General features: G+C 34.5%; 22 protein-coding genes. 16 read left to right on the top strand and 6 right to left on the bottom strand.

Annotation, left to right across the window (positions count from 1 at the left end):
• From ACP7AQ_RS07270 to ACP7AQ_RS07245, 6 genes are all read left to right on the top strand, one after another.
• Nucleotides 1-900: a ParB/RepB/Spo0J family partition protein gene (locus tag ACP7AQ_RS07270; RefSeq protein WP_426094976.1), complete on the top strand. Its 900-nt coding sequence runs from the start codon at nt 1-3 to the stop codon at nt 898-900.
• Entirely contained in the window at nt 900-1460 is a 561-nt protein-coding gene (locus tag ACP7AQ_RS07265; protein ID WP_426094975.1) for a DUF5683 domain-containing protein, read from the top strand. The genes ACP7AQ_RS07270 and ACP7AQ_RS07265 overlap by 1 nt, the downstream gene beginning before the upstream one ends.
• A 45-nt stretch (nt 1461-1505) precedes the next feature.
• Nucleotides 1506-1706, top strand: a complete 201-nt coding sequence (locus tag ACP7AQ_RS07260; RefSeq protein WP_426064249.1) for a hypothetical protein — start codon at nt 1506-1508, stop codon at nt 1704-1706.
• 5 nt (nt 1707-1711) lie between these two features.
• On the top strand, nt 1712-2413 hold the full coding sequence (gene dapB / locus ACP7AQ_RS07255) for a 4-hydroxy-tetrahydrodipicolinate reductase (protein ID WP_426094974.1): 702 nt from the start codon (nt 1712-1714) through the stop codon (nt 2411-2413).
• A 77-nt stretch (nt 2414-2490) separates the two neighbouring features.
• Nucleotides 2491-4059, top strand: a complete 1569-nt coding sequence (gene lepB / locus ACP7AQ_RS07250; RefSeq protein WP_426094973.1) for a signal peptidase I — start codon at nt 2491-2493, stop codon at nt 4057-4059.
• Nucleotides 4060-4148: 89 nt separating this feature from the next.
• Nucleotides 4149-4775, top strand: a complete 627-nt coding sequence (locus tag ACP7AQ_RS07245) for a WbqC family protein (RefSeq protein WP_426094972.1) — start codon at nt 4149-4151, stop codon at nt 4773-4775.
• 14 nt (nt 4776-4789) lie between these two features.
• Here the strand turns inward: ACP7AQ_RS07245 and ACP7AQ_RS07240 are convergent, their stop codons facing one another.
• From ACP7AQ_RS07240 to mutL, 4 genes are all read right to left on the bottom strand, one after another.
• Nucleotides 4790-5836 (bottom strand): endonuclease/exonuclease/phosphatase family protein, encoded by a 1047-nt coding sequence (locus ACP7AQ_RS07240; RefSeq protein WP_426091630.1) that lies wholly within the window; start codon nt 5834-5836, stop codon nt 4790-4792.
• Nucleotides 5837-5885: 49 nt separating this feature from the next.
• Entirely contained in the window at nt 5886-6755 is an 870-nt protein-coding gene (locus ACP7AQ_RS07235) for a rhomboid family intramembrane serine protease (protein WP_426091629.1), read from the bottom strand.
• Between the two features lie 61 nt (nt 6756-6816).
• Complete coding sequence (locus ACP7AQ_RS07230) at nt 6817-7563, bottom strand: rhomboid family intramembrane serine protease (protein ID WP_426091628.1); 747 nt, start codon at nt 7561-7563, stop codon at nt 6817-6819.
• On the bottom strand, nt 7560-9401 hold the full coding sequence (gene mutL, locus ACP7AQ_RS07225; protein ID WP_426064256.1) for a DNA mismatch repair endonuclease MutL: 1842 nt from the start codon (nt 9399-9401) through the stop codon (nt 7560-7562). Before mutL ends, ACP7AQ_RS07230 begins: the two co-directional genes overlap by 4 nt.
• Before the next feature lie 394 nt (nt 9402-9795).
• On the opposite strand from mutL, the gene ACP7AQ_RS07220 reads away from it, so the two are divergent.
• Nucleotides 9796-10371, top strand: a complete 576-nt coding sequence (locus ACP7AQ_RS07220) for a ferritin-like domain-containing protein (protein ID WP_426091626.1) — start codon at nt 9796-9798, stop codon at nt 10369-10371.
• Nucleotides 10372-10544: 173 nt separating this feature from the next.
• Here the strand turns inward: ACP7AQ_RS07220 and ribH are convergent, their stop codons facing one another.
• Nucleotides 10545-11120 carry a 6,7-dimethyl-8-ribityllumazine synthase gene (gene ribH / locus ACP7AQ_RS07215; RefSeq protein ID WP_426064258.1) on the bottom strand — a complete coding sequence of 192 codons (576 nt, stop codon included), beginning with the start codon at nt 11118-11120 and terminating at the stop codon, nt 10545-10547.
• Between the two features lie 106 nt (nt 11121-11226).
• Nucleotides 11227-12003 (bottom strand): tetratricopeptide repeat protein, encoded by a 777-nt coding sequence (locus ACP7AQ_RS07210; protein ID WP_426064259.1) that lies wholly within the window; start codon nt 12001-12003, stop codon nt 11227-11229.
• 232 nt (nt 12004-12235) lie between these two features.
• Between ACP7AQ_RS07210 and recF the strand changes: the two genes are divergently transcribed.
• From recF to ACP7AQ_RS07165, 9 genes are all read left to right on the top strand, one after another.
• Nucleotides 12236-13315 (top strand): DNA replication/repair protein RecF, encoded by a 1080-nt coding sequence (recF, locus tag ACP7AQ_RS07205; protein WP_426064260.1) that lies wholly within the window; start codon nt 12236-12238, stop codon nt 13313-13315.
• Between the two features lie 78 nt (nt 13316-13393).
• Nucleotides 13394-14092, top strand: a complete 699-nt coding sequence (locus ACP7AQ_RS07200; protein ID WP_426094971.1) for a thioredoxin domain-containing protein — start codon at nt 13394-13396, stop codon at nt 14090-14092.
• 6 nt (nt 14093-14098) lie between these two features.
• Nucleotides 14099-14770: a DUF2461 domain-containing protein gene (locus ACP7AQ_RS07195; RefSeq protein ID WP_426064262.1), complete on the top strand. Its 672-nt coding sequence runs from the start codon at nt 14099-14101 to the stop codon at nt 14768-14770.
• Between the two features lie 5 nt (nt 14771-14775).
• Entirely contained in the window at nt 14776-15843 is a 1068-nt protein-coding gene (locus ACP7AQ_RS07190) for a glycosyltransferase (RefSeq protein ID WP_426094970.1), read from the top strand.
• A 2-nt stretch (nt 15844-15845) separates the two neighbouring features.
• A complete protein-coding gene (asnB, locus tag ACP7AQ_RS07185) occupies nt 15846-17693 on the top strand; it encodes an asparagine synthase (glutamine-hydrolyzing) (protein WP_426094969.1) in 1848 nt (615 codons plus the stop codon).
• A gap of 48 nt (nt 17694-17741) precedes the next feature.
• Nucleotides 17742-18755, top strand: coding sequence for a UDP-N-acetylmuramate dehydrogenase (gene murB, locus ACP7AQ_RS07180; RefSeq protein WP_426094968.1), 1014 nt, complete (start codon nt 17742-17744; stop codon nt 18753-18755).
• Between the two features lie 125 nt (nt 18756-18880).
• The gene (locus ACP7AQ_RS07175; RefSeq protein ID WP_426091619.1) at nt 18881-19495 is read left to right on the top strand and encodes an FMN-binding negative transcriptional regulator; all 615 of its coding nucleotides are present in this window, start codon (nt 18881-18883) and stop codon (nt 19493-19495) included.
• A 110-nt stretch (nt 19496-19605) separates the two neighbouring features.
• Nucleotides 19606-20712 carry a glycosyltransferase gene (locus ACP7AQ_RS07170; protein WP_426094967.1) on the top strand — a complete coding sequence of 369 codons (1107 nt, stop codon included), beginning with the start codon at nt 19606-19608 and terminating at the stop codon, nt 20710-20712.
• Entirely contained in the window at nt 20703-21254 is a 552-nt protein-coding gene (locus ACP7AQ_RS07165; protein ID WP_426064268.1) for an RNA polymerase sigma factor, read from the top strand. The genes ACP7AQ_RS07170 and ACP7AQ_RS07165 overlap by 10 nt, the downstream gene beginning before the upstream one ends.
• Nucleotides 21255-21346 lie beyond the last annotated feature (92 nt).

Here is a 21346-nt window from a genome sequence, read left to right as displayed (position 1 = left end):
ATGGCAAAAGCACTTAAAAAACAAGTCTTAGGAAGAGGATTATCGGCATTATTAAAAGATCCGGAAAACGATATAAAATCTGTTTCCGATAAAAATGCTGATAAAGTCGTAGGAAATATTATTGAACTTGAAATTGAGGCGATTGAAATAAACCCGTTTCAACCAAGAAGCAATTTCAATGAGGAATCATTGCGAGAATTAGCAACATCTATCAAAGAATTAGGTGTGATTCAGCCCATTACTGTGCGTAAACTCGACTTCAATAAATACCAGTTAATTTCCGGAGAACGTCGTCTTCGCGCGTCGACTCTCGTGGGATTAAAAACAGTTCCTGCATATATTCGTATTGCAAATGACAACGAATCATTGGTTATGGCCTTGGTAGAAAACATCCAGCGTCACGATTTAGATCCAATTGAAATTGCACTTTCATATCAACGTTTGATTGACGAAATTCAATTGACTCAGGAACAAATGAGCGAGCGTGTAGGGAAAAAACGTTCTACAATTGCTAACTATTTGAGACTTTTAAAACTGGATCCGATAATCCAAACTGGAATCCGTGATGGTTTCATCAGTATGGGGCACGGCCGAGCTATCATCAATATTGAAGACCAAGAAATTCAAACTGATATTTACCAAAAAATTGTCAGTCAAAATTTATCGGTTCGTGATACAGAAGCTTTGGTGAAAAACTATCAGGAAAGTTTAAAACCTAAACCTGCCGGAAAACCAAAAGCAGCTTCGTTTGAAATAGCGGATGCTCAAAAAAGCACTTTTACTAATTATTTTGGTACCAAAGTAGATGTAAAAGTAGCCGGGAACGGTAAAGGAAAAATTACTATTCCATTTCACTCTGAAGAAGACTTTAACAGAATCATAAAATTAATAAACGAATAGTGAACAAAATCATTTTCATCGTTCTGTTCCTTTTTACAGTGGGAAATACTACTGTTTTTGCGCAAACGGAAACAGAAGCGGTTTTGGTCGCTGAAGACACTTTGAAATCAAATGACATTGATCCTTTGACACCTGCAAAAGCAGCTTTTTATTCCGCCGTTCTGCCGGGTTTGGGTCAGGCTTACAATAAAAAATACTGGAAAATACCGCTTGTATATGGAGCTTTAGGAACGAGTATTTATTTTTATGTTGACAATAATAAAAAATACCATCAATATAGAGACGCTTATAAAAGTAGACTGGAAGGTTCCGTTACTGACGATTTAGCTTTTCTGGACAACAACCGTTTGATTGCCGGACAGAAATTTTACCAACGCAACCGCGATTTATCCGCTTTAGTGACTTTAGCGTTTTACGCATTAAATATTCTTGATGCCAATGTGGATGCCGCTTTAATCCAGTTTAATGTAGATGAAAACTTGTCTCTAAGACCTATTCTTTATCCGAATGATGTAACGTTAAAGACGAATGTAGGACTAACTTTTAATTATAGTTTCTAGCTCCAAAAATTAGTTGATAGAATTAGATAAATAAAACCATGCGATATGTCATTAATCAATAGAATTGGGAAGAAATATTTTTTTATTGGAACTACGATTTTATTACTAATCACCTTAGTAAATTATTCCGAAAATAAGACATTCGATTCAATCCGAATGAACACTTTCTTTTCAGGATTCATCGCCGGAGTTTTATTGGCATTACTAGCTGCAGGACTCTTTAATTATTCGAAATTTAAAAAATAAAAAAAATGAAAATTGCGCTTTTAGGATACGGAAAAATGGGCCAGGTAATTGAAAAAATTGCGCTGGAAAGAGGCCATGAAATCGTTTTGAAAAAAGATGGAAATACTACTTTTGATGGCCTTTCAACTGCTGATGTAGCAATTGATTTCAGTGTTCCAACTGCTGCAACGAGTAATATTTCAACCTGTTTCCATGCAAATGTACCGGTAATTTCCGGCACCACAGGTTGGCTGGAACACTATGACGAAGTAGCGGCACTTTGCCATGAAAAAAAAGGAGCATTTATCTCCAGTTCTAACTTTAGTTTAGGGGTAAATATATTCTTTGAACTAAATGAATATTTGGCTAGAATCATGTCGAAATTTGACACTTACAAAGTAGCAATGGAAGAAATTCACCATACTCAAAAACTGGATGCACCAAGCGGCACTGCGATATCATTGGCTAAAGGAATTATTGAAAATAGTTCGTACACTAATTGGACATTAGAAAAACCGGAAGCGGAGCAAATTCATATTGAAGCCAAAAGAATCGGGACTGTTCCGGGCACGCACACCGTAGCGTATAAATCGTCTGTAGATGCAATAGAAATCAAGCATACTGCACACAATCGCGAAGGCTTTGCACTTGGGGCGGTTATTGCTGCGGAATGGATTGTGGGGAAACAAGGTATTTTCACAATGAAAGACGTATTAGATTTAAAATAAAAATTATTCGCCTGTTTAAGAGTCACCGTTTCTTCTGAAACATCCTTAAACTTTAAACTTTAAACAAAAAAAAAACGATGACACTACTTCAATGGTTTGTATTTTTTCTGCTGGTACAGATAGTTCACTTTTTAGGAACTTGGAAATTATATGAAGCTGCCGGAAGAAAACGTTGGGAAGCTGCCATTCCAGTTTATAATGCAATTATTTTGATGAAAATAATTGGTCGTCCTACGTGGTGGACTATCTTATTATTTATTCCAATAATCAATTTAATTATCTTCCCTGTTATCTGGATTGAAACATTGAGAAGTTTTGGAAAAAGATCTGGATTAGATACTTTCTTAGGAATTATTACGCTAGGATTCTATATCTATTATGTAAACTACACCCAAAAATTAGAATATGGAGCTGACAGAAGTTCAAGCCCACAAAACAAGGCTGCTGACACGATTAGCTCATTGCTTTTTGCAGTTGTTGTAGCGACAATCGTTCATACTTATTTCATTCAACCTTACACGATTCCGACTTCTTCGTTGGAAAAATCTCTATTAGTTGGTGACTTCTTATTTGTCAGCAAAATGAATTATGGCGCCAGAGTTCCCATGACAACTGTTGCTTTACCAATGGTTCACGACTCTATTCCTTTGACCAAAAGCAAATCATATCTGACTTGGCCACAATTACCGTACATGAGATTGCCTGGAATTCAAAATATAAAACGTACTGATATCGTTGTATTTAACTGGCCTGTTGATACCGTTTACAGATTTTTTGACACTTCAAAAAGACGCGCTTATAAACCAGTCGACAAAAAATCAAATTATGTAAAAAGATGCGTGGGAATTCCCGGTGATAATTTATCCATAAAAGACGGTGTCGTTTACATCGATGGTAAAATACTACAATTACCGGAACGAGCTAAACCGCAATTCTCTTATAAAGTAGCAATAGATGGAAAAACGCCTATAGATTTTGAAACTCTATACAAAGAGCTAGACATCACAGATCCTTCAGGATTCATAAATGAAACTACAAAAGACACTATTTTCATGAGTGCCCTGACTGAAGCCGGAGCGGAAAGATTGAAAAACACACCTGGTGTAACTGCTGTAATCAGACAAATATCGAGAGATGTTGACAAGGCAAACTATGGAAAAGGAGTATTCCCGCATATCAATAAATGGAATAGTGATAATTATGGACCAATTTACATTCCTGAACAAGGAAAAACAGTGGTGTTGAACAGCGAAACATTGCCATTTTACAAAACTATAATTGATGATTATGAAAATAACGATTTAAAAGTAAATGGTACAAAGATCCGAATAAATGGTAAAGTTGCCACTAGCTATACTTTTAAACAAAATTATTACTGGATGATGGGCGACAACCGTCACAACTCAGAAGACAGTCGTTATTGGGGATTTGTTCCTGAAAATCATATCGTCGGGAAACCTATTTTCATATGGTTGAGTATCGATCCAAACGGAAAAGGAATAAACAAAATTCGTTGGGACAGAGTTTTCACAACTGTAAGTGGTGAGGGTCAACCGCAATCATACTTTAAATTATTTCTACTTGGATTACTAATTTTCTTCGTCGGAGAATATTTTTGGAAAAAAAGAAAAAATAGAAAAAATTAGTTAAAAGTCATAAAGTCGAAAGTCATAAAGCTCCATTTAGTACAGCGCTATGACTTTCGACTTTATGACTTTAAAAACTTTAGACAAAGATGAACATTCTCCTCCATCCCACTTATTTCCCATCGATCAGCCATTTTACAGCAATGACTCAGTCGGAAAATATTACGTTTGAGATAGAAGATAATTTTCAGAAACAAACAAACCGCAATCGCGCTTACATTTACAGTCCAAATGGCATTCAATTGTTAAATATTCCGGTAAAGCATTCGAAAGAAAGCCATCAAAAAACCAAAGATATTAGAATTGAAACCGAATTTGATTGGCAAAAACAACATTTCAAATCACTGGAAGCAGCTTACAGAAGCTCTCCCTTTTTCGAGTTTTTCGAGGATGACCTGCGTCCTTTTTTTGAAAAAAAACATGAATTTTTATTGGATTTAAATTTTGAAGCTTTGGAAGTTGTGTCAAAATGTCTTCGAATGAAAATGAATTATACAACTACAACCGAATATTTTCATGAAGTTGACACTACAGTAACTACCGATTATAGAAGTTTGGTAAATGGGAAAAAAGACTTTTCAATATTTGAAAATTACACCCAAGTTTTTGATGACAAACATGGCTTCATAAACAATCTCAGTGTGTTGGATTTACTTTTTAATGAAGGGAAATATGCAATGGTTTATTTAAAAAAACAGCAACTGATTATCGAATAACAATTCCATTCGAGTTATTCAAAAGATAATCGTGCCATGATAGGAAAATGATCCGAGTTTATAAAACGAGGGAAATGTTCAAAACTCTTGACTTTCATTTTTTCATCAGCAAAAATATAATCTATTCGAGCGGGATAATACCTAAACTTGTAAGTTTCTCCAAAACCAATACCCGCCTCTTCAAAGCTATCTTTCATCTTACCTTTTATATTTCGGTATACGTAGGAAAACGCGCTGTTGTTCATATCGCCACAAATAATTGTAGGGTAAATACATTTCATTTTGTGCTCTTTGAACAGCTCTGCTTGTTGCTGTTGCTGCTTGAATGCTTTACTGATTCTAATGAAAAGCATCTGTGATTTTTGTTGATTGATGGCATCTATATTTTCATCAATCTCGTTTACATCCGGAGAAATCTTAATGGACTGTAAATGCATATTGTACACTCTGATAATATCTTTCCCTTTTTTGATATCTGCAAATACTACGTTATTGCTGGAATTAGGAAAAATAATATTCCCTTGGTTAATAATTGGAAATTTAGAAAAAATTGCCTGACCGGTTTTTATTTGGTTTCCATCTGTAAAAATATAGCGATGCGGATATACTTTCAAATCAATATTAGCCGAAGAGGAGAATTCTTGCATACACAATATATCGGGATTTTTGTCATTGATGAAAGCCAGAATATCCGAAGGCACATCATCCCTGTCAATCCACCTGAATACATTCAACAACCGAACATTGTAACTCATTACGGTAAAATCTTTTTCTTCCTTAGAAAATTTAGGAGAAGAAAATTTATAGAACTTATTTATAAAAGTGATTCCTATCAATAAAACCAATCCGGAAACAATCAATTGCTTCTTGAACTGCATTGCCCAATACACAAAAAAAAGCGCATTAAAAACAAAAAAAAGCGGCATGAAAAGTGTCAAAACGGATAAAAGAGGAAATGATTTTGGCGCTAAAAAAGGCAAAATATAAGCAATAAAAGTCACGAAGGTTAGCACTATATTGAAAAAAAACATTCCTTTATTAAACCATGAAAGATTTTTCATTTTCTATATTTTATTATTTTTACAAAAAGCCAACCGTTCACTTAAAAATTTATTTACCTGCTTTAAACAAGAATTCTTTTTCTTCTTTGGACAAACTATCGTACCCTGACTGACTAATTTTGTCTAAAATTTCATCAATTTGTTGTTGCGATTTATCCTTAGTAATTATTTTTGAAACGCTTCTTTCCAATGGTTTACTGTAGTTTTTATGCACTTTCTTGAATGGTGTTGACGTGTTTTTTTTGAATAAATTTTCAAAAAAATCTAATACACCAGAAACTATTTTACTTAAATCCGTTCCATTTTGAAGCAATTTAATAAAAATAAAGCCAAAAAATGCACCTGCAAGATGAGAAATATGTCCACCCATATTCTCCGAACGCAATTGCATCAAATCCACGATAATAATGACAGCGGTTATATGCCATAACTTAACATTTCCAATAATTAGTAAACGAAGATCCATCAACGGATAATACGTAGTTGTAGCGACTAAAATAGCCATAATAGCAGCAGAAGCGCCTACAATAGGAGCACTAATATTTAAAACATAAAACACCAGAATATAACTTATTCCCGCAAAAATGGCACTTAGCACATACAAGCCAAATAATTGCTTAGATGTAAAATACGTCATAAATAATCGCCCCGAAAAATTCAAAACAATCATATTAAAAACGATATGCATGATTCCGCTGTGAAAAAAAGAATACGAAAGCAATGACCACGGTTTCCAGAGCAAAAGCGCCGGATTAGAAGACAAACTTACATACTGAATATAATCGATAGTGATGCCCAACAACGATAAAAGCGCAAAGAGGAGCCACGGAAGCACAAACAAAGCTACGTTCCAAAATATTAGCCTGGTTACTATTCCTCCCGTTTTATAATGTAATTTCAGGTCGTCAATAATATTCATAATTCTATCGGGATTTAAGAGCTGCTATTTAAGTTGTACTACTTTTAAAGATATTACAATTTTAATTCCAACGGTTTTTATTGAACTGATTTTTTTTCCAATACCACATAATGATAAATCCAAACAAAGCGCCACCAACGTGGGCAAAATGGGCAATTCCACCACCTCCGAAAATTGATTTCCCAGAAATCCCTAAATATAAATCGACTAAAACTAAACCGGGTACAAAATATTTTGCTTTTATAGGTACAGGAATAAACATCAAGGCCAATTCAGCATTTGGAAACATAAAAGCAAATGCCACTATTATTCCGTAAATAGCTCCAGACGCACCAACAGCAGTTCCAGCAAAGGCACTGGTGAAATTCTGAAAATCAGAAATGGATATAAATTGTTGCCATCTGGTATCAATTTTACCCTCATTCAAAAGTTGCAAAATATCTTGTTTTTCAAATCCATTAGAAACCAAAGTATTTAAACCATCTTGAAAATAGTAATAATTGACTCCGGTATGCAACAACGCAGCGCCGAAGCCACATGAAATATAGAAGAACAAAAATTTCTTACTTCCCCAAATTTGCTCTAAAGCAGATCCAAAAGAAAACAATGCAAACATATTGAAAAAAATATGCATAAAACTTCCATGCATAAACATGTGCGTTAACGGCTGCCACAATTGAAAATCTCGATTTACAGGAAAATACAAAGCTAATATTTTATAGGCAGCATCACCTATTATCAAAGTACCTACAAAAAACAATACATTGATAATAATCAATTGTTTTACGGTTTCAGTTACATTTCTCATATTGCAAATTTTTTATCTAAATCTTCCACACGCATCGTGATGAAAGTGGGTTTATGAAAAGGGGAAACATTTGGATCTTTACAGGCAAAAAGTCCGTTGACCAAGTTTTCCTGCTCTTTTTCGGTTAAGTGCGTTCCTGTTTTCACGGCTAAACTTTTGGCCATCGATTTGGCAATCGTATCATTCTGACTGAAACTGCTTGCCGGTATTCCGTCATGTAAATCGCTTAACAATTGTTCTAAAACCAATGAAACTTCACTCTCCGTTACATTTACCGGAATTCCTGAAATAACGATATGATCTGTATTATTTTCTTCAAAAACAAATCCGGTGTTCATCAATGACAGCTGTAACTCCCCAATAAGTTCCATTTCGCTTGACGAAAAAAACAGGTTCAAAGGAAACAACAATTGCTGACTTGAAGCTTGTTGAACGGTCATATTTACCAAAAACTGTTCGTACAAAACACGTTGATGCGCGCGTTGCTGATCGACAATTACCATTCCTGATTTAATAGACGAAACGATGTATTTTTTATGTATTTGATAGGTCTTATGAACGGAATGCTCTACTTCTTCGTCATTGAACAAAGAGGAAGTCACTTCTTCATTCTCGAAAGTCATGTGTCCAATTTCATCCGTATCTTGTTTTAAACCTACATAAAGACTTTCCCAATTGGCTGTTGGTTCCGGTTTTCTATAACTGGAAAATTGTTTGCTGGGTTTATCTTCAGAGAATGGATTGAAAGTACCATCTACCTGAATTGTAGGCGTTTCTCCAGTTAAATCTTTGTAATGATACGGGGTGTCTAAATTAGAATCCCTATCGAAATCCAATACTGGAGCCACATTAAACTGTCCCAAACTATGTTTTATAGAAGCTCTCAAAATCGCATATAATGCATGCTCGTCATCAAATTTAATTTCTGTTTTGGTAGGATGAATATTGATATCAATTGTGTTTGGTGGCACTGATAAATATAAAAAATAACTCGGCTGTGCGCCGTCTTTCAGGATTCCGTCATAGGCAGCCATAACTGCATGATGTAAATAACCACTTTTTATAAAACGCTCATTGACAAAGAAAAACTGTTCTCCCCGACTTTTCTTGGCAAATTCTGGTTTGCTGACAAATCCCTGAATGGACACTATTTCTGTTTCTTCCTGAACCGGCACTAATTTTTCATTGGTTTTACCCGAAAAAATATTGACAATCCGTTGTCTCAAAGTAGATGGCGGCAAATTAAACATTTCACTGCCATTGTGGTAAAACGTAAAGTGAATATTGGAGTGCGCCAAAGCGACACGATGAAATTCATCAACAACATGACGGTATTCCACGGTATCCGACTTCAGGAAATTACGTCGCGCCGGAATATTAAAAAATAAGTTTTTAACTGCAAAAGAAGTTCCTTTTGGCAAAACTGCCACTTCTTGTGATATAAATTTGCTACCCTCAATGATGATATGGTTTCCCAGTTCCTCTTGATCTTGACGCGTTTTCATTTCTATATGCGCTATGGCAGCGATAGAAGCCAAAGCTTCACCACGAAACCCTTTGGTGTGCAATGAAAATAAATCTTCGGCTTGACGGATTTTCGAAGTGGCGTGTCGTTCAAAACACAAGCGCGCATCCGTTACGCTCATTCCTAAACCGTTGTCGATTACTTGTACCAACGCTTTTCCGGCATCTTTTATAATTAATTTGATATCTGTAGCTCTTGCATCAACCGCATTTTCGAGCAGTTCTTTGACCACTGAAGCTGGTCTTTGAACAACTTCTCCAGCAGCAATTTGATTGGCAACATGATCAGGAAGTAATTGAATTATACTCGACATTAAAAAATTTAGGTTTAAAGTTTAAGGTTTAAAGTTTTTTAAAACCAAGAGGTACAAATTTAATAAATTTCTATTGGGTTTTATTATTAATGTGCTTTAAAAAAACAAAAAATCATAACCTAAAAAAACCGTCAATTAGGACTTTTTAAAAACTGCTTTCAACCATCGTTAACTCGCAAATACAACTACGCAAACTAATAAATACGTTCTGAAAAATTATATAAAATTATATGTCAAAAAAAATAAAATTATAAATTAAAAAAATTTAAACACCTGAAATACAGTATTGTAAAATGTAAATTATGGGATGTTTTAACAAAATTCTATAATTGCTGTGCTTGTTTAAAACTTACATTTGTTAAAACAAACAAGTTAACAATTAAAAAAATCTATTATGAAAGCGACCAACGAAAAACAAGAAAAAGAAGAAGTAGCCTCTAAAAAAGGAGCTGTAAAAGCAAAACCAGATGCGGCACAAGGTTTAAGAGATTTTTTTGAAGATGGATTAAAAGATATTTTTTGGGCAGAACATGCCTTGGTGAAAGCCTTACCTAAAATGGCAAAAAATGCCACCTCTTCAAAACTGATACAGGCTTTTGAACATCACTTAAAAGAAACAGAAGAACATATTACTCGTTTAGAAAAAGTGTTTGAATCTTTAGGACTGAAAGCAGTTGGGAAAAAATGTGATGCAATGGATGGTTTACTAAAAGAAGCCGATGGGATTATGGCAGAAACTGAATTAGGAGTAGTACGAGATGCCGGAATAATTGCAGCTGCACAAAAAGTAGAACATTACGAGATAGCTACGTACGGTACGTTGAGAGCTTATGCTGTTACTTTAGGCGAAAGCAAAGTGGCTACTCTGCTGGATAAAACCCTTGAAGAAGAGAAAAAGGCTGATGTTACCTTAACAGAAATCGCTTTGGCTGAGATTAATATTGAAGCTGCAAATGCCGATGAAAAATAGGCTGATCAATAACTGATTTGTCATTTATAAAAACCTGTTTTTTCAGGTTTTTATAAATGTGTTTGTTTAAAACAGTATTGGTTTCGAATACAGAACGAAACTGCATAAAAAAACCTACTCCATTGGAATAGGTTTATATTATTAATCTAAAAAATAACAGGTAATGCTATTATTTATTCTTTTAATTCGAGAGGAGTTCCTTCATCTAACTGAACAGCACCCGAAGATAATAAATGTTGGTTGTCAATTTGATGTGACAACGAGGATTGTTGACGAATATAAGCCATTTTGATAGCGGCAATAGCAGCTTCGGTACCTTTATTTCCGTGAATTCCTCCACTTCTGTCAATGGATTGTTGCATTGTATTGTCAGTAAGTACACAAAATATAACTGGAATATCCGTTTGAACATTCAAATCTTTTATACCCTGCGTTACGCCTTCACATACAAAATCAAAATGTTTGGTTTGCCCTTGAATGACACATCCAATAACAATAACAGCATCAACATTTTGTGTTTGCAACATTTTTTTAGCGCCATAAATAAGCTCAAAGCTTCCTGGAACGTTCCAACGGATTATTTGTCCAGCTGGAACTTCGTTTTCTAACAGGGTTTTGAACGCACCATTAAAAAGACCTTCAGTTATATTCTCGTTCCACTCAGCAACTACAATTCCAAAACGAAAATTTTTCGCATTTGGAACAGTATTTTTGTCGTATTCGGATAAATTTTTATTTTCGGTAGCCATTTGATTTTAGAATTTTGATTTTAAGATTTTGATTTCAGATATTAAAGATAGCATTTTGAAATCAAAAGTCTACAATCTTAAATCACCAATCTTAAATCATTTTTTACTATTGTGCTAATCCTATCAAAACGTCAACTGAAGCAGCTTCTGGAGTAGCTTCATAATTTTCTTTGATATCAGTAAAATATTTTAATGCATCTGCCTTATTTCCTAGAGCCAGAGCAATTTTTCCAGCTTTCAACAAGAAACGCGGCGTTGTAAAATCATTTTTGTTTGATTCAGCAGCTTTTACATAATTTTCCAAAGCTTCCTTTGGTTGATTTTTTTGAGAATAAGCATCTCCAATCGCTCCTTTTGCCAAAGCTCCTAAAACAATATCATCTGATTTAAACTTGCTCAAATAATCAATTGCTTCTGTATATTTTCCTGTATTCAAATAGGCAATTCCAGCATAATAATTTGCTAAATTACCCGCATCAGTTCCCGAATATTCATCTGCTATTTTCAAGAATCCAAATTTCCCTTCTGAACCGTTTAAAGACAACTTATATAATGAATCACTTGCTACTCCATCCGTTGCTTTTTGAAAATTTTGTTGTGCAACGAACATTTCATTAGCGGCCTCATCTTGTTTTGGCGAAGCAATAAATCTTTGGTATGCTAAATATCCAATAGTTAATATCGCTGCAGCGGCAACTAATCCAATAATGATTTTTTGATTTTTGGCAACCCAGTCCTCCGTTATTGTAGCACTTTCATCTAATTTTGAAAAAACTTCAGCAGTTGTACTGTCTTTTTCGTCAATGATTACCGCTTCAACTCCTTCTTCTTTAACTTCTTTTTCTTTTGGTGCTTTATATCCTCTTTTATTGTAAGTAGCCATTTAAATTTAATTTAGTGAGTCGCAAAAATAAAATTTTTATTCAAACCCACACAAAAAATATGCTTTTATATTAAAAAAAAATATACTGCGGAATTCTTGGTTTCTAAAGACAAAATAATTCTCAGAGAAAAAACAGAAAAGAAGGTTTTATCGATATTTTTCAATAATTTGCACCCACTTTAAAAAACCCATTTAAAAACAGTAAAGTTCTCAATACCAGCAAGCCTTACCCATGTATTTAAAAAAGATTTCATTATTCAATTATAAGAATTTCTCAGAAGCAAATTTTGATTTCGACAGCAAAATAAATTGTTTTGTAGGCAAAAACGGAATTGGTAAAACAAATGTGCTGGATGCTATTTATCATTTATCATACGGAAAAAGCTATTTTAATCCGTTAGCGGTCCAAAATATTAAACACGGAGAGGAATTTTTTGTCATTGACGCTACATTTGACAAGAATGAACGAACGGAACAAATAGTCTGCAGTCTTAAAAAAGGCCAGAAGAAAATATTGAAACGCAACGGCAAAGCATACGATAAGTTTTCGGACCATATTGGATTTATTCCTTTGGTGATTATATCCCCAGCCGACAGAGATTTGATTGTGGAAGGCAGTGAAACCAGACGGAAATTTATGGACAGCGTCATTTCGCAACTGGATTTCCATTATTTGCAGCAACTTATTCAATACCAGAAAGTAATGAGCCAGCGCAACGCTTTATTAAAATATTTTGCATTGAACCATGTTTTTGATACCGATACGCTGTCTATCTATAATGAGCAACTCAACGGTTTTGGCAATTATATTTTTGAAAAAAGAAAAGAATTCATAGAACAATTCATTCCTATTTTCAACACGCACCATCAAGCCATAACAGGTTCGCAGGAAACTGTTCAGCTTGTGTATGAAAGTCATTTATTTGAGAAAGATTTACTAAGCCTTTTACAGGAAAACATTAATAAAGACCGCGCTTTACATTACACGAGTGTGGGAATTCATAAAGACGATTTAGCTTTTGATATTGATGAACATCCAATAAAGAAATTTGGCTCACAAGGCCAACAAAAATCCTATTTAATCGCTTTAAAACTAGCACAATTTGAATTTTTAAAAAAACAAAGCGGTGTGAAACCAATTCTGTTATTTGATGATATTTTTGACAAATTAGATGAAAGTCGGGTGGCCAAAATAATCGAAATGGTCAACAGTGATACTTTTGGACAACTATTCATTTCGGATACGCATCCGGAGCGTACTGAAGTTATTTTAAAATCGACGCATCAGAGCTATAAAATTTTCAACTTATAACTTTTATTTAATAGTTTTTATAGCGTTCAAAAATCGAAAAAAACTAATTTAGCCTATTCAAATTTAAATCAAAACACAATGAAATTCAGTTCAATATTTCTATTAATCATATCTTTTGCTTTTTTATCTTGTAACGGACAAGCATCAAAAGAAAGCCAAACTATCGATGCAAAAGCTTTTAGCGAAAAAATCGCAGCAACAACAAATCCACAAATTCTGGATGTACGAACGCCTGCGGAATTTTCGTCAGATCATATAGACAAGGCCGTCAACGTAGATTGGCTCGGAGACAGCTTTGTTGCGGAAACTGAAAAACTGGACAAAACAAAACCTGTTTATGTGTACTGCAAAAGCGGCGGAAGAAGTCAAAGTGCCGTTGCAAAACTGAAAGAACTTGGTTTTACAAATGTTTATCAATTACAGGGAGGAATTTTAAAATGGGACGCTGCAGGACTGTCTAAACCAAGCAACAAAATAACCGGAATGACTTTGCAGGACTACAATAAATTAGTAGACTCCGATAAAAAAGTATTGGTTAGTTTTTATGCTGAGTGGTGTGCGCCTTGCAAAAAAATGACACCCTATATCACAAAAATGCAAACTGAACTAGAAGATAGCGTAACCATCATACGATTGGATGCCGACAAAAACAAAACTTTAATGACCGAAATGAAAATTAGTGAACTTCCTACAATATTATTGTATGAAAAAGCAGCAGTAAAATGGAGAAAATCCGGTTTTATTAGCGAAGGAGAATTAAGAGAACAAATACAATAGTACTAGATGCTTTCAAAAGAAACACTACAATTTTTGGATGATTTAAAAGCCAATAACAACCGGGATTGGTTTTTGGAAAATAAAAAACGTTACGAAGCTTTCAAGAAAGATTACCAACAATTAGTTGCTGATTTACTGGATGCCATGAAACCGCTTGACCCATCGCTGGAAATGCTTGAAGTCAAAAATTGTACGTTCAGAATCAATCGCGACATTCGGTTTTCTAAGGACAAAACGCCGTACAAATCCCACTTAGGAATCTGGCTTTCGTCTGGTGCGAAAGGGCTGAATCGTTCCGGTTATTACATTCACTTAGAAAAAGACGCAAGTTTTATTGCTGGTGGATTGTATTGCCCAGAGTCCGAAGATTTAAAAAAAATGCGCAAAGAAATTGCCTATTTTCATGATGATCTCGAAGCTATTCTTGAGGAAAAAAATTTCAAAAGGGAATTTGGCGACTTTGATAGAAATGAAAAAGATACTTTAAAAAACCCGCCAAGAGGCTATGACAAAGAACATCCGGCGATAGAATTATTAAAATTAAAGAGCTTTGAGTCTTCTCAGAAAATTGAGTTCTCAGCTGCTGCAAAAAAAGATTTTGTTGGTGTAATGAGCCAAAAACTGATTGCGCTAAAACCATTGAACGATTTCATCAATCGCGCCTTAACGTCGGAATAATTAAAATGAAAAAAAAGAAAATACTTTTTCTTGGAGAATCCTATAGAGCCGATGCCATCACTTGGATGAACGGACTCAGGGAATTTGGCAATTTCGAAATCATCACTTGGGAATTAAAAACGCCCAGCGATTGTTTTAGGAAACGAATTTTAAGGATTTTCGAATTTGAATTTGCTATTTTCAAAATCAAAAAACTAATCCAGCTGCATAGACCGGATATGGTTATTGCGGAACGAACTACCAGTTATGGCTTTCTTGCTGCATTGTCCGGAGTAAAACCTGTAGCAATTGCGCAACAAGGCCGAACAGATTTGTGGCCGGAAAAATCTATTTCACTTCCGTTAAAAAAAATAATTCAGTATTACGCTTTCAAAAAAGCCGATTTAATTCATGCTTGGGGACCCGTGATGACAATATCTATGCTGCAGGCTAAAGTTGACATGAGTAAGGTTTTGGTATTACCAAAGGGAATTGATTTGGTACAATTTGGCAATCAAAACACAGCCAATCCTGAAAAAATTTGCGCTATCGTCACCCGCTCTTTGATGCCGGAATACCGCCACGCTACTATTTTAAAGGCATTTGCTATTTTAAACCAAAAAGGGATAGATTTCGTCCTTACCATTGTAGGAGAAGGAACGCAACTTGAAAAATTGAAAAATTTAGCAAAACATTTAGGTATCGAAAATAAAGTCAATTTTACCGGAAGAATTCTGAACACGGCATTGCCAAAGCTATTGCAAGAATCTAATATTTACATCAGTATGCCCATAACAGAAGGCGTTTCGGCATCCTTATTTGAAGCGATGGCTACAAATTGTTATCCAATAGTGAGTGACATTACAGGAAATCAAAGTTGGATTGAGCATCGAAAAAACGGTCAATTAGTTACCGTTGACGATTCTGAAAAGCTTGCCGAGGAATTAATTTGGGCTTTTGAAAATAGAGATCACAGGGCACAAGCCGTTTCTAACAACAGGACATTTGTTGTAAAAAATGCTGACTACATTACAAATATGAAGATTATTGCCCAAAAATACCACGAATTAATTAACTCAAATCACTCCAATTAATTATGTGTGGAATTAATGGAATCTTGCATTTACAATCTCAAAAAAAAGTAGACGAACGCAATCTTGTAAAAATGCGGGATTCTCTGGAACATCGCGGCCCGGATGATAAAGGATTATTCATAGCAAATAATATTGGTTTAGGACACCGAAGACTTTCAATTCTGGATGTTTCTTTAGCCGGACACCAACCTTTCTTTTCAGAGGACGGAAGATACATTATGGTTTACAATGGCGAAATCTATAATTATAAAGAATTTTACCCTGAGTTAAAAAGCAGCGGTTTTGACATCAAAACTACTTCGGATACAGAGGTTTTAATGAAATTATTTGAATTACACGGCTTAAAAATGCTCGACCGCCTCAATGGAATGTTTGCTTTTGCTATTTGGGATAAATTAGAAAAAAAGCTGACTCTTGTTCGAGACAGAATGGGCGTTAAACCGCTATATTATTCTTTTTATAACGAAACATTTTATTTTGCATCGGAGCAAAAAGCACTTTTCACGGCCGGAGTTCCGCTAAAAATGGCGCAAGACGGACTGGAAGAATATATTTTTAACCGATTTGTAGCCGGCGAAAACACATTGTACCAAAACATAAAAAAAATATTGCCTGGACATTTTATGACCATTCACGAAGGTGGAAAAACCACTACCCAAAAATGGTGGGATTTAAAAAAGGAAATTCAAAATCAGCCTGTAATAAAAAATCCTGTACAATGGTTTCGGGAAACCTTCGATGATTCTGTTAAAACGCGAATGGTGAGCGACGTTCCTGTTGGTGTATTATTAAGTGGCGGACTGGATTCTTCCTCGGTTTTAGCGTCATTGCACCATCAAAAATACAAAGACATCCAGACGTTCAATATGGGTTTCAAAGAAAAGGAACACAACGAAGCACATTTAGCAAAAATGATGGCCGAGAAGTTCAATTATGGATTTCACACAATGCAATTAGAAAATAAAAATCTTTATGATCAATTAATCAGTTCAACTTATTTTCAGGATGAACCCATTATGCATTTAAGCGAACCACATATTTTAGCAGTAGCACAAATGGCAAAACCTGCCGTAAAAGTATTGCTGTCGGGTGAAGGCGCCGATGAATTAATGGGCGGTTATGTACGCTACAAAGCTTTGAAATATCCGTCTTTGTTAAATTCAATTGCGACCATCAGCAACATCGAATTATTTTCTAAAACACCAAGGTATGAAAAGCTGCGTCGTTATGCTCAAATCAGTAAAAAATCTGATTTGGTTATTTACAATGGCTCGAATATTTACCCTAATGATATTGCAAAAACTTTTGGCATAAATACACCTCCAACAAACGAATATAGGAGAAAAATCTACGAAGAAGCAAAATCATTGTATCCTGATAATTTACGCAGACAAGCACTTTATTTTGACCAACATACCTATTTATGCTCGCTGCTGGATAGAAACGATCGTTGTACAATGGGCGCATCCATTGAGTGTAGAGAACCATTTTTGGACCCGAGATTAATTATTGGGCTAGGATCATTGGATGACAACTGGCTCTTCTCAGGAAAAAAATGGAAATTCATTCTGAAAAAAGCAATGGAAGAACGTTTACCAAATGAAATTCTGAATTTTAGAAAAGTAGGTTTGAGTGCGCCTTGGGGCGATTACATTACAAAAAGCCCGGCTTTTAAAGACGAATTAGACTCTTTTTCAAAAAGTGATCTATTTCAAATCCCTTATTTCGAACACATTAATATCCAGAAATTATTACTGAATTTACAAAAAGGCGATACTAGAATGACTCCTTATATTATGCCATTGTTTATGATGCATATCTGGATGAAAACGTATGCAACTAAATTTTAATTCTTACTTTTGGTGCATAATTCAACAATACAAAACGCACTTTCTTTTATGGAAATACAGCATAATTTCTCTTTAAAAAAATACAATACATTTGGTATTGAAGCCAAAGCAAAACAGTTTGTCGCAGTACATTCTGTGCAGGAATTAAAAAATGTTTTACAAGAAAATAAAACCATCCAAAAATTTATTTTAGGCGGCGGAAGCAATATGCTTTTTACAAAGGACATTGATGCGCTAGTAATTCATATCGATTTAAAAGGCAAGAAAATTATAAAAGAAAACGACGATTTTGTCTGGGTCGAATGTCAAGCTGGAGAGAGCTGGCATGAATTTGTGCTTTGGACCATCAACCAAAATTTTGGAGCACTGGAGAATATGTCACTTATTCCGGGAAATATTGGAACTACGCCAGTCCAAAACATTGGAGCGTATGGAACCGAAATAAAAGACACTTTTGTTTCCTGTGAGGCAATGACAATAGCAAGTCAGGAAATGAAAACGTTTACGAAGGAAGAATGTCATTTTGGGTACCGAGAAAGCATTTTTAAAAATAAAGTAAAAAACCAATATATTATTACATCAGTTGTCTTTAAATTGACAAAAACGAACCATAAAATTAATACTTCTTACGGAGATATTTCGGCTGAATTAGCCAGAAACAACATCACTAATCCTACTTTAAAGGATGTTAGTAACGCCGTAATTACTATTCGGAAAAGCAAATTACCCGATCCAAAACAGTTGGGTAACAGCGGTAGTTTCTTTAAAAACCCAATTCTCCTGAAATCAGATTTCCAAAAAATTCATCAACAATTTCCTGAAATGAAATATTTTGACATTTCAGAAACCGAAGTAAAAGTTCCCGCTGGCTGGCTAATTGAACAAGCTGGTTTCAAAGGAAAACGTTTTGGAGATGCCGGAATCCATAAAAACCAAGCTTTGGTTTTAGTTAATTACGGTAATGCAACCGGTCAGGAAATTTTGAATGTTTCTAAAGATATTCAGCGCACTATTTTTAAAATGTTTGGAATTCATATTGAAGCCGAAGTTAATGTGATATAGATTTTAGCTTGCAGTGTTCAGTCGCAGTGTTCAACTCCAGAAAAATCGGAATTTTTTATGGATTTCAGATTATTAATACCAAAATAGCATTTCAAAACTGCTAAATCCTAATTCTTAAAGTAAAAATGTACACTCCAGAAATCTACAAAAACGAGAATCAAGAAGAAATAAAAAAATTTCTGCAAGAAAATAGTTTTGGTATTCTCATCAATCAAACCAATGGGAAATTGTGTGCAACACATATTCCTTTGGAACTGGAGACCAATAATGAAGGCAAGGACATTTTATGCGGGCACATTTCTAAAGAAAACCCACAATGGATTGGTTTTACAGACAACGACCAAATTCTAGCTGTATTTTCAGGTCCTCACAGTTATATTTCTTCTTCTTGGTACGATCATGAAAATGTTCCAACATGGAACTATGTTGCGGTTCATGTGTATGGAAAAATCAAAATTATTGAAGGAGAGGCCGTCATCGAATCCTTAAAAAAGCTAGTTGATAAGTACGAAAAAAAATCTGAAAATCCGGTTCGGGTAGAAGATTTATCGAAGAAAACCATGATGCAATCTCGTGGAATTGTGGCATTTGAAATTGAAATTACTGAAATCCTAGCCACAAGAAAATTGTCTCAAAACAGAGACAAAAAAAATTATCAAAACATTATATCCGAGTTAGAAAAAGCGAACACGAATCAGTCCATCGCTATCGCAAATGAGATGAAGAAATGCCCAATGTAATTTCTTTCGAAATTCACGAATTGTATTTAACAATTTAGAATTCAATTCATACCTTTGCACTCTCCCGTTTCGAGGCCTCGGCATCGATATTAAAAACTCATAAAACTCAAATGCTTATACCAATTCTTTACTTTTTTATTTTTATTGTTGTCATTCAAATTTCGTATTATTTAGGTGTTTTTCGAAAATTTGCTTTCGCTGACGCGCAGAAAATTACACCTAAAAGAATCCCGATTACGGTAATTGTTTGTGCGAAAAACGAAGAAGAAAATGTCGCAAATTTTATTCCCCTACTTGCGGAACAAAACTATCCTGATTTTGAAATTGTACTGATTGATGATGCGTCAAGTGATCGTACTTTGGATATTTTTGAAGGTTTTGAAAAGCAATATCCTAATGTTCGTTTGGTAAAAGTCGAGAACAATGAAGCCTTTTGGGGAAACAAAAAATATGCTTTGACATTGGGAATAAAAGCGGCCAGAAAAGAGTACTTATTATTCACGGATGCTGATTGTTACCCCACTTCAAAAGAATGGATAACAGCAATGAGTTCTCAATTTACCATGCAAAAAACAATTGTTTTGGGATATGGTAAATATGAAAAAATTCCTAATTCATTTCTGAATAAAATAATTCGTTTTGAAACTTTATTGACCGCAATTCAATATTTTTCATGGGCAAAAATTGGACATCCTTACATGGGCGTCGGAAGAAATTTAGCCTACAAAAAAGAAGAATTTTTTAATGTAAATGGATTCATTGAACACATGCAGATTCGTTCCGGCGATGATGATTTATTTGTAAACCAAGCTTCAAAAGCTAAAAACACTACTATTGCCTATACACTCGATAGTTTTACGCTTTCTAAACCGAAAACTACTTATAAAGAATGGTTGACCCAAAAGAGAAGGCATATTGCGACGGCAAATTATTATAAACCATTCGATAAATTACAATTGGGAGCATTCTATTGTTCACAATTACTATTCATTTTATTGCCCATTATCCTGTTGGCTTTTCAATTTCAATGGATATTAGTTTTAAGTTTAATAGCATTGCGTTATCTTGTGGCATGGATTGTGGTAGGTTTTTCAGCAGGTAAACTTAAAGAAAATGACATTAAATTCTGGTTTCCTGTCGTCGAGGTAGTACTTATCTTCACACAAATCAATATTTTTATAACAAATATATTCTCAAAACCAGTACATTGGAAATAAACAAACAAATAGAAAAAGCAAAACAAGGCGATCAGGTTGCCTTCACTTTTCTATTGAATTATTATTGGAATGAAGTGTATGGTTTTATGCTGAAACGTACCGAAAACGAAACCAATGCAGAGGATGTTACTATAGAAACTTTCTCGAAAGCATTTGATAAAATAGCTTCTTACAACTCGGAATTTCAATTTAACACTTGGCTTATTGCTATTGCAAAAAATGTATACATTGATTTATTGCGAAAAAAGAAATCAAGTCTTTTTGTAGAAATTACTGATGAAGAAGACCAGCAAGCCTACAATATTGCTGACACTACTCCATCTGCAGAAGATGAATTGATTACTGAACAAAACCTTTCCCGGTTATTGCAATTCATCAAAGAATTGAAACCACATTATCAAGAAGTGATTCAGTTGCGCTATTTTCAGGAAATGAGTTACCAGGAAATTGCCAATAAAATTGGTGAACCATTAAGTAATGTGAAGATTAAATTGCTTCGCGCCAAAAAACTTCTGGCAGAAATTATTCAGAACAAAAGGTAGTTTTCTTTTTATAAAATAGCATCGATTTTTAATCCTTTAAAAATAAAAAAAGTGATCTAAATTAATTTTAGACCACTAGATTAAAATCAAAA

This window comes from Flavobacterium sp. DSR2-3-3, assembly GCF_049896585.1.
Lineage (GTDB): Bacteria > Bacteroidota > Bacteroidia > Flavobacteriales > Flavobacteriaceae > Flavobacterium.
Note: the sequence above shows the minus strand (reverse complement) of the source record. Positions and strands in the feature narration are given on the sequence as shown.